General features: G+C 55.8%; 7 protein-coding genes and 6 tRNA genes. 11 read left to right on the top strand and 2 right to left on the bottom strand.

The features are described 5' to 3' along the window. Nucleotides 1-60: 60 nt before the first annotated feature. Nucleotides 61-1,527, bottom strand: coding sequence for a D-alanyl-D-alanine carboxypeptidase/D-alanyl-D-alanine-endopeptidase (gene dacB, locus BKD70_RS00960; protein ID WP_047276292.1), 1,467 nt, complete (start codon nt 1,525-1,527; stop codon nt 61-63). 231 nt (nt 1,528-1,758) lie between these two features. Between dacB and BKD70_RS00955 the strand changes: the two genes are divergently transcribed. Beyond that, nucleotides 1,759-2,103 (top strand): YggL family protein, encoded by a 345-nt coding sequence (locus tag BKD70_RS00955; RefSeq protein WP_047276290.1) that lies wholly within the window; start codon nt 1,759-1,761, stop codon nt 2,101-2,103. A gap of 279 nt (nt 2,104-2,382) precedes the next feature. On the opposite strand, the gene BKD70_RS00950 is transcribed toward BKD70_RS00955, so the two are convergent. Beyond that, nucleotides 2,383-3,141, bottom strand: coding sequence for a hypothetical protein (locus tag BKD70_RS00950; RefSeq protein WP_047276289.1), 759 nt, complete (start codon nt 3,139-3,141; stop codon nt 2,383-2,385). Between the two features lie 349 nt (nt 3,142-3,490). Here BKD70_RS00950 and BKD70_RS00945 point away from each other — a divergent pair. The 10 genes from BKD70_RS00945 to BKD70_RS00900 all read left to right on the top strand — a co-directional run bounded on the left by BKD70_RS00945 (nt 3,491) and on the right by BKD70_RS00900 (nt 12,128). Beyond that, nucleotides 3,491-3,566, top strand: a tRNA-Glu gene (locus tag BKD70_RS00945). A gap of 2 nt (nt 3,567-3,568) precedes the next feature. Beyond that, nucleotides 3,569-3,644, top strand: a tRNA-Gly gene (locus BKD70_RS00940). Nucleotides 3,645-3,747: 103 nt separating this feature from the next. Next, nucleotides 3,748-3,823, top strand: a tRNA-Glu gene (locus BKD70_RS00935). Between the two features lie 5 nt (nt 3,824-3,828). After that, nucleotides 3,829-3,904: transfer RNA gene (locus tag BKD70_RS00930), tRNA-Gly, on the top strand. Between the two features lie 174 nt (nt 3,905-4,078). After that, nucleotides 4,079-4,154: transfer RNA gene (locus BKD70_RS00925), tRNA-Glu, on the top strand. A 4-nt stretch (nt 4,155-4,158) separates the two neighbouring features. Further along, a tRNA-Gly gene (locus BKD70_RS00920) sits at nt 4,159-4,234 on the top strand. A gap of 308 nt (nt 4,235-4,542) precedes the next feature. Continuing rightward, nucleotides 4,543-5,556, top strand: a complete 1,014-nt coding sequence (locus tag BKD70_RS00915; RefSeq protein WP_047276287.1) for an ABC transporter substrate-binding protein — start codon at nt 4,543-4,545, stop codon at nt 5,554-5,556. A gap of 30 nt (nt 5,557-5,586) precedes the next feature. After that, on the top strand, nt 5,587-6,438 hold the full coding sequence (locus BKD70_RS00910) for a proline/glycine betaine ABC transporter permease (protein WP_047276285.1): 852 nt from the start codon (nt 5,587-5,589) through the stop codon (nt 6,436-6,438). Continuing rightward, nucleotides 6,435-7,265: a glycine betaine/L-proline ABC transporter ATP-binding protein gene (locus tag BKD70_RS00905; RefSeq protein ID WP_052892188.1), complete on the top strand. Its 831-nt coding sequence runs from the start codon at nt 6,435-6,437 to the stop codon at nt 7,263-7,265. The genes BKD70_RS00910 and BKD70_RS00905 overlap by 4 nt, the downstream gene beginning before the upstream one ends. Nucleotides 7,266-7,385: 120 nt before the next feature. Then, nucleotides 7,386-12,128 carry a dermonecrotic toxin domain-containing protein gene (locus BKD70_RS00900; RefSeq protein ID WP_047276283.1) on the top strand — a complete coding sequence of 1,581 codons (4,743 nt, stop codon included), beginning with the start codon at nt 7,386-7,388 and terminating at the stop codon, nt 12,126-12,128. The last annotated feature ends 11 nt before the right edge of the window (nt 12,129-12,139 follow it).

Genomic DNA, 12,139 nt, shown 5'->3' with positions numbered 1-12,139 from the left:
ATACACAAAAACGCCCCGGCTCGAGTGAGCCGGGGCGTTTTTTATGGCTTCGTAAAAGCCTTATTGGGCGATTGAAATCGCACTGTTCGGCAGTTGCGGTTGACGATAAAGATCCAGCAGGACCTGGTCGAGGACGGCCGAGGCGCCCCATGGGCGTGGGTCATTGAGAATGGCCACCACGGCCCAGGTGTTGCCATTGCTATCACGGCTAAAGCCCGAGATCGCACGCACCGTGTTGAGAGTGCCGGTCTTGATGTGAGCCTGACCGTTCATGGCGGTGGTTTTCAGACGCTTGCGCATCGTGCCGTCCTTGCCAGCAATGGGCATGGAGCTGATGAACTCGGCGGCGTAGGGGCTTTTCCAGGCGGCCTGGAGCATTTGAGCCATTTCACGGGCGCTGACCCGCTCGGCACGAGACAGGCCTGAGCCGTTCTCCATCACCAGGTGCGGCGCCGTGATGCCTTTCTTGGCCAGCCACTGACGAACCACACGCTGGGCTGCTTTGGCGTCATCGCCGTCGGCATCCGTGCGGAACTGCGCACCCAGGCTCAGAAACAACTGCTGAGCCATGGTGTTGTTGCTGTACTTGTTGATGTCACGAATGATTTCAGCGAGGTCTGGCGAGAAGGCGCGGGCCAGGACTTTGGCGCTTTTAGGGACGGAACCCTGGCGATCTTGCCCCAGAATACTGCCGCCCAGTTCTTTCCAGATCGCGCGAACGGCGCCTGCGGTATACGTGGCGTGGTCAAGCAGCGACAAGTAGGTCTGCGAGTTGCAGCCATCGCCCAATTGACCCGTGACGGTTACAAGTACTGAGCCGTCCGGCTGCGGCACCGGGTTGTAACGCACGTCACCCGTGCATTGCTTGGCGTTGACGGCTTTTACCTGATTGTCCACGCGGATGCTGGCAATCGGCGGCTCAACTGATATCAAGACCTTGCCTGAGTCGTTGCGTGCAACAAAGCGCAGCGCCTTGAGGTTGACCATCAGCGCGTCGGGCTTGACCAGGAACGGCTTGTTCTTGTCATTGCCGTCGTCATCAAACACTGGCAATTGCGGTTGCTCGAAGAAGCTGCGGTCCAGCACCAGATCCCCGGTGACTTGTTGCACGCCATTGGCACGCAGGTCGCGCATCAGTAGCCACAGCTTTTCCATGTTCAGCTTGGGGTCGCCGCCGCCTTTGAGATAGAGGTTGCCCTGCAGGATGCCGTTGCTCAGCGTGCCATCGGTGTAAAACTCGGTTTTCCACTGATGGGTAGGGCCGAGCATTTCCAGGGCTGCGTAGGTGGTGACCAGCTTCATGGTGGAGGCCGGGTTCATTGAGACATCAGCATTGAACACAGTCGGTACGCCGGGGCCGTTGAGCGGCAGCATCACCAGTGATAGTGCGTTGTTTTGCAATTTGTTGGTTTTGAGCGCCTGCTGAACCTTGGGCGAAAGTGTGGTGTTGACCGGGGCTGCGTTGGCCCCAAAGGCAAATGGCAGCATCAACCCGGCGAGTAGCAGTGGACGTAAAGACTTGATCATAAAAAGTAATACCCTGCAGGCGAGGGGAAAAAATACGAGGGCATGATGAAAATTCCCTCAATGGTCATGAAAGTGACGGCATTATGCCCCAAGGTCGTCAGTCTTGTGCATTGCCGTGATACACACGTGCATTGATTAAATGCACAAAACGATGAGCCGTCCACACTGAACCGGGCACGTACAGCTCGAAACTGGTAAAGTGCCGCCGTTATTACTTAAGAGGATTGTTCAATGGCTACTAATCGTTCCCAGCGTCTGCGCAAAAAGCTGTGCGTTGATGAATTTCAGGAGTTGGGTTTTGAGCTGAACCTGGATTTCAAAGAAGACCTGTCGGAAGAAGCTATCGACGCTTTCCTCGAAGCGTTCTTGAAAGAAGCCATGGAAGCCAACGGCCTTGGTTATGTTGGCGGCGACGACTACGGTCTGGTGTGCCTGCAGAAGCGCGGTTCGGTCAGCGAAGAGCAGCGTGCCGCTGTTGAAGCCTGGCTGAAAGCTCGTCCAGAGCTGACCAGCGTTGAAGTGAGCCCGCTGCTCGACGTGTGGTACCCGGAAAAGCCTATCAATCCGGTAGCCTGATGTGATGCATGGAGGCAGCCTGTCTGGCTGCTTCCATGCGGCTGTTCTGCAAGATCCTCTGGCCCGTCCGGGCGACCGATACCCATTCCTTGATTGTTTTTGCCTGCATTCCTTGCGCACCCGTGCGTGCGTTGTTTAGCCGTGTAGTCGAGGGTGAGACGGCTTCGTACGTGGTTATCTGCATGCATGGGCGTGTCCGGCTCACTCATCACGCTTTCGCGAATGCAAAAAAAAGGACAAGGGATGAGCTTGTCCTTTTATCGATTGGCAATCAGGGCATCAGTCGTAGATGACCTTTTTCTTCCAGTCCGCATCAGCTTCGTCAGTTTTCAAGCCCTCGGTCAGTTCGTTGACCTCATCCTTTGTCGGCTCAAGCTTGGTAAGCACCAGCGAATTTGCACGCGCCAGTTGTTCTTCCATTTCCTTCAACGCGCTGCTGTACATGGCGGGTTCAGGTTGTTTGCGCAGGTACTGGGCGCCGCGTTCATAGGCAAGGCGTGCCTGCCCCGGCTGATTTTGCTGGAAGGCCAACTGCCCAAGGTTGTTGAAGAATTCGATGTGCAGCACGACCAGCAAATGGCGGATCTCTTTGATCCAGCGTTTGGCTTCATTGGTAGGCAGAAAGCCATCTTGCACCGCGCGGGTGATTTGCCCGTGCAATGTTTCCAACAAGAAACGCACATCCTTGGCCTTGGCTTCAGTCAGGATCGGGCCGGGCGGGTTATTGACGGGGATCGACTCGCCTTGGCCCACCAGTGCGTTCAGCTCGGCAATACGCGCCTTGACTGGCGCACTGTTCTTATCCAGATGCAGCAGGCGCTGGCAGGCATTGAGCTCCAGGCGTGTCAGCAAGTGCTTTAAGCCGGGCGACATCAATTGGCCGGGGAAGGTTTCGCTGACTTCGCTGCAACGACGAACGCGGTCAGTCAGTTCGACCTTCAGGCGCGCCTTTTCGAGTTTGTTGTTTTCCACCACATGGTTCATGTAACCGATGGCGATCAATAGGACGATCCCGGCCACTACAAGCAGGGTGATCATGGATGGTGTCAACGTGAAAACCTCTTTGGATAGTCAATGGGCTTTATTTTGGTGTTGCGAACAATCTTGAAGGTCAGAGCTCTCGTCTATAAAGAGGCAGATGTGTTGGATGTGGTACAGAGTGCCACTATTGTGCGGTGCCAACTATAACTCCTTGTAGGATGTCGGAATATAGGCGTCAGGACTTGGGCGCTAGACGGCGTAGGAAATGGCCTTAAGTTTGGGGAAGTCATTGATTTCAATATATTTTCATATTGGGGTTGACGACTTCTAAAACCATCCCTAGAATGCGCGCCAATTGCAGCGTAAAGCACACAGCGAAACGCAGTAACCAGTGAAGTTGTAGCGTGTCCCCTTCGTCTAGTGGCCTAGGACACCGCCCTTTCACGGCGGTAACAGGGGTTCGAGTCCCCTAGGGGACGCCAATGCGGGAATAGCTCAGTTGGTAGAGCACGACCTTGCCAAGGTCGGGGTCGCGAGTTCGAGTCTCGTTTCCCGCTCCATTTTTAAGCAGCTTCGCTCTCGGGCGGGGTTGAGTGAAAGCCAAAACATTAGCTTCGGTCAATGTGATTGGCACTGAAACATGCAGCGTATGTTTCGGGCAACGTCCCCTTCGTCTAGTGGCCTAGGACACCGCCCTTTCACGGCGGTAACAGGGGTTCGAGTCCCCTAGGGGACGCCATTATTGCGGGAATAGCTCAGTTGGTAGAGCACGACCTTGCCAAGGTCGGGGTCGCGAGTTCGAGTCTCGTTTCCCGCTCCAAATTTTGTTTTCTGAAGTCAAGCAACATTCAGGAAGCATAAAAAGATCAGCTGAGGCTGATTTTTTTTGTGTCACCAGCAGCTTTGCCTTCGGGTGAGGTTGAGTGAAACGCCAGCGCAGCAATTGAGTTTGATGCGGCTGGCACTGAGACATACAACGTATGTTTTGGGCAACGTCCCCTTCGTCTAGTGGCCTAGGACACCGCCCTTTCACGGCGGTAACAGGGGTTCGAGTCCCCTAGGGGACGCCATTTTGCGGGAATAGCTCAGTTGGTAGAGCACGACCTTGCCAAGGTCGGGGTCGCGAGTTCGAGTCTCGTTTCCCGCTCCAAATTTTGTTTTTTTGAGCAACGCAGTTTCAAAAAACACATAAAAGCAGCCTACGGGCTGCTTTTTTTGTGCCTGCGATTTATAGGCCGTGCTCAATCCGTGCGGCTTTGCACAATCATTCCCAGCGCCTCAACAACAGCCAAATACGTGTTCTTACCATTAAGCGTCACCGCCCGCTGGACGGTATGACTGCTAAGGTTGGACATATCCCCTTGTTCAGTCAGTACTGACCTGAACCTTGCGTCACCTTCGTTGTTCAAAACCATTAATGCTCCAATAACGCCGACACAACACAACAAGAGAATCCGTATGAACAATCTTAAAAAATGGCTCAGTGGCTCGCTTCTGGCCTTTGGGATCGTCACGCAACCGGTGTGGGCACAAAGCCAGGCAACACCGGTTCATTTCGCAGATCTCACGTGGGAAAGCGGCAGTTTTATCACTGAGGTGCTGCGCCAGCTCACTGAAAAGGGCTACGGCATCAGCACCGACACATTGCCAGGCAGCACTGTGAGCCTTGAAGCGGCGTTGGCTAAAAACGATATTCAGGTGATCGGCGAAGAGTGGGCCGGGCGCAGTCCGGTGTGGGTCAAGGCTGAAGCACAAGGCAAGGTCTTCGGCCTGGGCGATATCGTGAAAAACGCCAGCGAAGGGTGGTGGGTACCGGAGTACGTTATCAAAGGCGATCCGAAAAAAGGGATCGAGCCCTTGGCGCCCGAGCTGAAGTCCGTCAGCGATCTGGCCCGTTACAAGGATGTATTCCGCGATCAGGAAGACCCGAGCCGCGGGCGCTTTCTCAACAGTCCCAGCGGCTGGACGTCTGAAACCGTTAACAGTCAAAAGCTCAAAGCCTACGGGCTGGATAAAGATTTTGTGAATTTCCGGACCGGTTCCGGGGCTGCGCTGGATGCCGAGATCAGTTCTTCGATCAAACGCGGCAAGCCGGTGCTGTTCTATTACTGGTCCCCGACACCTCTGATCGGGCGCTACCCGTTGATCAAGCTGGAAGAGCCTCCATTTGATGCCCAGGCCTGGAAAACCCTGACCGACGCGAACGATCCAAACCCCAAGGGCACGCGTTCGTTGCCTGCGAAATTGGCGATTGGCGTTTCTGCCCCCTTCAAATCCGAGTACCCGCAGTTGGTGCAGTTTTATGAGAAGGTCGACTTCCCGATCGACCTGCTGAATCAGACGCTGGCGCAAATGAGTGAAAAACGAACCGAACCGCGTAAGGCCGCGCTGGCTTTCCTGCGTGAACAGCCGCAGATTTGGGAGAAATGGGTAACCCCTGAGGCCGCCCAAAAAGTTAAATCGGCGTTATAAGTCGCCTATGTCTCAGAACAAGAGCCGCGCATGTTTCCTGAAAATCTGACGTTCTCCATCGCCGGTTGGGTCAACGATGGGGTCGATGCGCTGGTAAGCAATTATGGGGATGTGTTGCGCAACATCTCTGACACGTTGCTGTGGGCCATTATTCACCTTGAAAACCTGCTGCGCCTGACGCCGTGGTGGCTGATGCTGGCCATCGTCGGCGCCATTGCCTGGCATGCCACCCGCAAGATCATCAGTACGCTGTTAATCGTCGGCTTGCTGTTCCTGGTCGGTGCGGTCGGGCTTTGGGACAAGCTGATGCAGACCCTGGCGTTGATGATGGTGGCCACCGTGATTTCGGTGCTCGTCGGCATTCCCTTGGGCATTCTGGCGGCGCGCAGCAATCGTCTGCGGGCGGTGATGATGCCGTTGCTCGACATCATGCAAACCATGCCCAGTTTCGTTTACCTGATCCCGGTGCTGATGCTGTTCGGTCTGGGCAAAGTTCCGGCCATTTTCGCCACGGTCATTTATGCCGTACCCCCGTTGATCCGCCTCACCGATCTGGGCCTTCGCCAGGTGGATCGCGAAGTGATGGAGGCCATCAACGCATTTGGTGCCACCCCGTGGCAGCAACTGTTTGGCGTGCAATTGCCACTGGCCTTGCCGAGCATCATGGCCGGGATCAATCAGACCACCATGATGGCGTTGTCGATGGTGGTGATCGCTTCCATGATCGGGGCCAGGGGATTGGGCGAGGATGTGCTGGTGGGCATTCAAACCCTCAACGTCGGCAAAGGGTTGGAAGCAGGATTGGCCATTGTGATTCTCGCCGTGGTGATTGATCGCATTACTCAGGCTTATGGTCGGCCACGGCACGGAGAGCGTAAATGAGCGCAGTGACCGAGAGCAAAATCGAAGTCCGTCATGTGTTCAAGGTCTTTGGCAACCGCGAAAAAGAGGTGCTGGCGCTGATTCGGGCGGGCAAAAGCAAGGATCAAGTCCTGGCCGAAACCGGCTGCGTGGTGGGCATCAATGATTTGTCGCTGTCGATCCAGGCGGGGGAGGTCTTCGTCATCATGGGTCTGTCCGGGTCGGGCAAGTCGACGCTGGTTCGCCACCTGAACCGTTTGGTCGACCCTACAAGCGGTCAGATCCTGGTCGATGGTGAAGATATTCTTCAGTACGACATGTCAGCCTTGCGTCACCTGCGCCGCCATAAAATCAGCATGGTGTTTCAGAATTTTGGCCTGTTGCCCCATCGCACCGTGCTGGAGAACGTGGCCTACGGGCTCAAGGTGCGTGGCGAAAGCAAAGCGCAGTGCAATGAGCGCGCACGGCACTGGATTGGCGTGGTGGGCTTGCAGGGTTATGAACAGGCGATGATTCATCAATTGTCGGGGGGCATGCGTCAGCGCGTAGGGCTGGCAAGGGCCTTGGCCACCGATACCGACATCATCCTGATGGACGAAGCCTTCAGCGCGCTTGATCCCTTGATCCGCGCCGAAATGCAGGACCAGCTGCTCGAACTTCAGCGCACGCTGCAAAAAACCATTGTCTTCATTACCCACGATCTGGATGAGGCGCTGCGTATCGGCCACCGCATTGCCATTCTCAAGGACGGGCAATTGATACAGGTCGGGACGCCGCAGCAAATACTCAACGCGCCAGCGGATGAGTACGTCGATCGTTTTGTGCAACGGCGGCGCACAGAGGTGTAAGCGAGAAGTAACCCGCTACCGCAGTTGAAAGGTGTGCATTGCGTTTAATGAAAAGACAGTCCAGTCCCGGGCATAGCGCCGGGCGGACTGGCCTTTACATGCCACCGCAATGGACGCTCTATGAAAACCCTCTCCACGACCCCCGGGTTATTGTCACGTTTCAAGGTTCTGGGCAGCTTCAATGCCCAACATTTTCCGCCGCGTCCCACGCTGTTCAGTGTGCTGGCCCGCCAACTCAATGAGGCGCTGGCAGAGAAGTACCCAAGCCTCGACCTTGATGTGACCGGTTTGCATATCGCTGAGCCTTGGCCAGTGGCGGCCGCCTTAATCACCCCCGAGAACGGCATGCCCCGGCACTTTCGGCTGATGTCCCCGGTGGACATGCTGATCCAGAGTTACATTGATGCGCGGCCGGTGACCCTGATCCAGGGGTTCCATCGGTTGACCGACGACACCCGCGAGCGCGATCCCCACCCATTGGCTGTACACATGGATGACCTGCAAACGGCCATCAATGAATGCGCTGCGTTGCTGATCGACATTTGGCAGCACGCGCTGACGCAGTTTTGCAGTGTGGGCAACGGGCAAGGCAGATCGCCGTTTCAGTGGTTGAGCCATGTGCAGCAATGGGGGCTGCAATCGACGTTGGCTGACGATCAATACGTCCCCGCCTTGACCAATGAGCAAGCGGTTTCGATGGCCGTGGTGGCCAGCTTTGCGGACCGGGAAAGCCGCCAAAAAGGAACGGAAGAAACCCCGGTGCGGGCGTGCCTGGTTTACCTGCAGGCGCTCAAGAATCTACGAGTGGAGCGCTTTCAATTACCCGGTGTGATGCTTGTTACGCGGCAGATGAAGCAGCGCCTGCTGGTGCTGAGTTACTCCCTGGAATCCGGTATTGAAGTGTTTGAATCGTTGGCGGATCACGCTAGCCAACTGGCCCGCCGCCTTCAGGACACGTTCGAACAACCAGTGTTTGCATGGGCGTTGCATGAACCGCAAGGTGACTTTTTTACCGCACTTTCCTGCACCCTGCTGGATGAGCAGTTGCGCACTGTGCAGGCGCTTGGCGAAACGGCCCGGCGCGAACAGTGGAGTGCCTTGCGTCTGGAGCAGAAACTGGATGCAGCTGTGGGCATGTTCCCTTTGTTCAATGAGCAAGACCGACCGTGGCTGAACCATGTCATGACGAAATTGCCTGCATGGCTCAAGCAGGCATCGGCGCAGCACCTGCTGGCCTACAGCAAACTGATGATTGCCCAAGCCTTGTTTCAGCAGCAATCACAGGGGAAAACATTCCTGGACGGGATCGAGGCCTTGCCGACATTTGCCGAGCAGCTAATCAGACAACGGCTGGACAGGGATCACCCCGGCGCAGACATCGACATCGCCAGGGTCGAGATTCATGACCTCGGGGTCGAAGTGCTGACCCTGCCGATTTTTACCGATAAGACGCTGCCCCTGACCGAGTTTGTCCTGAGCTATCGCGGCGGCTGGCCTGTCGGGCTTATTAGCGTTCAGGGGCGCGACGCCGCCGTTTTGCCAGATTGGTTCACCGCAGATTATGCGCGGCAGTTAGTGGACGAGCTGGATGTTGGCTCGCAGTACATCGCGCAGATCAAACGGTTACTGATTGATGAGGCGGATGAGGTCGCGCGTCGTAAAACCTTGTTCAAGTCCCAACTGAGCGTGCAACTGCCGCTGTTTGCCCTGGAAAAACTGATCAAGGGTGAAGCCGGGTTTACGCAACAGGGCTGGAACATCGTGAACGGCCTGATGCGTCCCGATGCACACGACACACTGGAGAAAAGTGGCCTCTGTGTGCGGCCGTTGGGTTTCATCGCCTATGAGGGGGCGCCCACCGATTATGTCGCCAACATGTTTGTACTGGGCCCGCGTCAGGTCGGCACAGGCCCGTTTATCCTCTATCAACCCTTCGCGTCTGAACCGTTGCTGGAGTGTGCAACATGGGCAGCATTGTTTGCCGCCATCAGCGAATCTGAAGACCTGAATTACAGCGTGCTGCAATGGCTTAATGATGATGCGCGCGCGTTGTACGCTGAAGGCGGGTTTGCCAGACCGCATCTTGAGGGGGTATTGCTGGAAGGCTTTCTGGCGCTGTTACCGCGCAGTCCTGCGATGTTGAGCACTCAGGCCGTAGTGGGTAACTACTTTGACGCGCTGTTTGAGGCCAATGCCCAGGCATTGCTTTCATTGGCGGACAAACAAACCGTCACCGTGGCTGAGCGGCGTTGGCTGTTGGTTAAAAAAGCGGGTTGGGCCTTGTTCAATGGCCTCACGTTTTTCGTCAATGGGCCATTGCAGAAGGCTGCCTGGTTGCTCCAGACCTTGCTGAGCATTGATAACACGCTGCATGCGCGTTTGAGCGGGGACAAAGAGGCCGCGTTGGAGTCGGTGATCGACCTGTTGCTCAACATCAGCCTGGCGTTATTGCAGGAAGGTCTGAATTTCAGGGCGCAGGCCAATGACAGACGGCGCCTGAGGGTGCCTGTTGATGAGCCCTTGTTCTCACGTTATGAATCACCTTCTGCGCCCCAGGTGAAACCTCCCGTGTTGCCGCTGATAACCCCTAAAAAACGGCCGGACCTCACCCCTTCGGCTGCGCAGCATTATTCGGCATTGGACGTGCACTGGTTTAGTCCGTCGCAGCGCTTGACCGGCGCGCAGCGTCTGGAGCTTGAAACCTATGAAGTGGCCTTTGACCTGGCCGGTGCCACGCCGATTGAAGTAGGTGAATTGGCTGGAATCCTGACGTATCAAGGTTTGTCCTACGTGCGCCTCGCTGACAAAACCTATTGCGTGGCGCGTGATGCTGAAGGCTTGCACATTCAGGATGTACAGCAAGCCGATCGTCGAGGGCCTCGCCTGATGAAAGACCTTTCGGGTCAATGGCAATTGGATTTGCGCTTGGGTTTAAAAGGAGGCGGGCCTAAATCCAGGATCAAGAAACTGCGGGAAGAGAAACAAAAGAAAGTTGACGAACTGCTTCAGCAAGCTGAAATCCTCAAAGGCCAACTTCACGACAATGAGCGCGTGATGCAAGTCACCGAGGGGCTTCTGGAAATCGCAGTTGACCGTCGGGCAACGTTTCTTGAGCGTTTCAGCGTTGAGTTTGAAAGCTGGCGGCTGAAGATGCACGAACTGATCAACCTCTTGGACAAGGTCGAAGCGATCTCGCCGTTGGAGTCGCGTGCGACGTTTCTCCATCATTGCTGGGTAAGTTTGACCCTGCAGCATTTCAAATTACAAAACTATTATGAGTCTGAACGCCAGAGCCTCCCGGTCTACAACTCTCAAGTGGACTTTCTGGATAAGGCGCTGGACGTGGTCCAACAGATGAGTGCCGGTTCTGTCAGTTCGTATGAAACGTGGATTGAGCACCTGGAAAAAGCTCGCACTATCGAAGCCAAACTGTTTTCCAACTCGGCGCTGGAACTTGAAGCCCTCAGGCACGTCGATGGGCGCCCTTTACCCAAGGACAGTGCGTTGCGCGAGCTAAAAAACATGGAGGAACATGAGTACTTCGATCGTCATTGGTCGGCTGTGTATCTGGAAACCCTGTGTGAGCTGGTAATCCGTCGGGGGGCGGTTAACTTGTCTGCGGAAGAAGAGCATGCCTTCAACTTATTTGGCAGTGCAGCACTGGTTGATACGGCGTGGTCGCAACTGAGTTTGCGGATGGATAATCAGCTGTACGGCCAAGATCAGATTGCGCTGCTGGACCGCGCTATCGAGCAGTACTACACAGCAGAAAGTCTGTGCGCGAACCTGATCCATCTGGAGTCCGAGCATTTTCGCAACGAGTACCTCACTCCGATCATTCAGGTGGTCAGGCACTTGAGAGTGTTTGCAGAATCCCAGCTCGAAAAAGTCATTCGCGATTCCGAAAGTTCGTCTTCTGACTATGAAGAGCCGCGGCCGGGGCCCAGCCGATTGGCGTATGCAGCACTCAGTAAAAAAACGGCGACATCCGGAGCGCCACAACAGGTGATTAAAACCACCACCCATCAGGTATTGGTCGGCGCCCCGCGCGAATCATCCGAGGGTCAATCTGGCGGCGTGGTGGATGTGACCGAAGGCTTTGGCAGGCTGTCCGTCCATACCTATAAGCAGGTCGAAAACGGTGCGTGGGAGGAAATCACTCAACGTCGACCGGCTGTGCAACTGGCCACTCAATCCAGAGATCTCTCGCGGCTGGTAGCTGACGGTCGACGCCTGCTGGCCAAGGTCGACAGTGCGATTGAAACCAGCCGTTCCAGCGCCATGACTTCAAAAATCCCCGTCGAAATCGAAGAGATTCTGGAATTCAAAGGCAAGAGCCTTGATGAGGTGGCGGTTCAGATCGACCGGATTGTGACGGCCGTCAGCGCTGAAGCGGAAACCCTGAACGAAACGCGCAAACAGGCAGCCCGGGCGCTGAGCGAACAATTGAAGGCAGAGGCCATCAAGTTGCGCGCGTTGGGTAAACGTTTGCGGATCAGCATGATCAAGCGACTTCCGCCGACGGGCCCCAATGTGGAGTATTTGACTACGCAGGGAGAAATCAGGATTCGGCGCGTGGGTGAGCGCAAGTTCTTGTCCCGCGGTCAGCGCAAGGATTACCTGCAGGAATACGCCATCGACGACAAACAGGGGGCAGCGCTGTGGTACGCGCACTTTCATTACAAGGCGCTCGATACCCCGGCGGCTGCGTTCGATGTGGCGCATCTCAAGACGGCAGCCCAGCGCCGGTTGAGTGAACAGGCGCTGTATGCAAAGGCGTTCAACTCGCAAGAAGTGATAGACGTGTACCGCGCCAAACTGGATACGGCATTGGCCCAGCGGCTGTTCCTGTCGATCCCTTAATGGCGGGGCTC

Origin of the sequence: Pseudomonas sp. BS-2016 (assembly GCF_001806145.1) — a bacterium.
GTDB lineage: Bacteria > Pseudomonadota > Gammaproteobacteria > Pseudomonadales > Pseudomonadaceae > Aquipseudomonas > Aquipseudomonas lundensis.
The sequence above is the reverse complement of the archived record's forward strand: the minus strand, read 5'-3'. Positions and strand labels throughout refer to the sequence as shown.

What these genes read in the sequence shown, in the direction of transcription:
- BKD70_RS00900 (WP_047276283.1), top strand. Translation starts at nt 7,386, where the DNA reads ATGAAAACCCTCTCCACGACCCCCGGGTTATTGTCACGTTTCAAGGTT.
- BKD70_RS00950 (WP_047276289.1), bottom strand. Translation starts at nt 3,141, where the DNA reads ATGATCACCCTGCTTGTAGTGGCCGGGATCGTCCTATTGATCGCCATC.
- BKD70_RS00955 (WP_047276290.1), top strand. Translation starts at nt 1,759, where the DNA reads ATGGCTACTAATCGTTCCCAGCGTCTGCGCAAAAAGCTGTGCGTTGAT.
- BKD70_RS00905 (WP_052892188.1), top strand. Translation starts at nt 6,435, where the DNA reads ATGAGCGCAGTGACCGAGAGCAAAATCGAAGTCCGTCATGTGTTCAAG.
- BKD70_RS00915 (WP_047276287.1), top strand. Translation starts at nt 4,543, where the DNA reads ATGAACAATCTTAAAAAATGGCTCAGTGGCTCGCTTCTGGCCTTTGGG.
- dacB (WP_047276292.1), bottom strand. Translation starts at nt 1,527, where the DNA reads ATGATCAAGTCTTTACGTCCACTGCTACTCGCCGGGTTGATGCTGCCA.
- BKD70_RS00910 (WP_047276285.1), top strand. Translation starts at nt 5,587, where the DNA reads ATGTTTCCTGAAAATCTGACGTTCTCCATCGCCGGTTGGGTCAACGAT.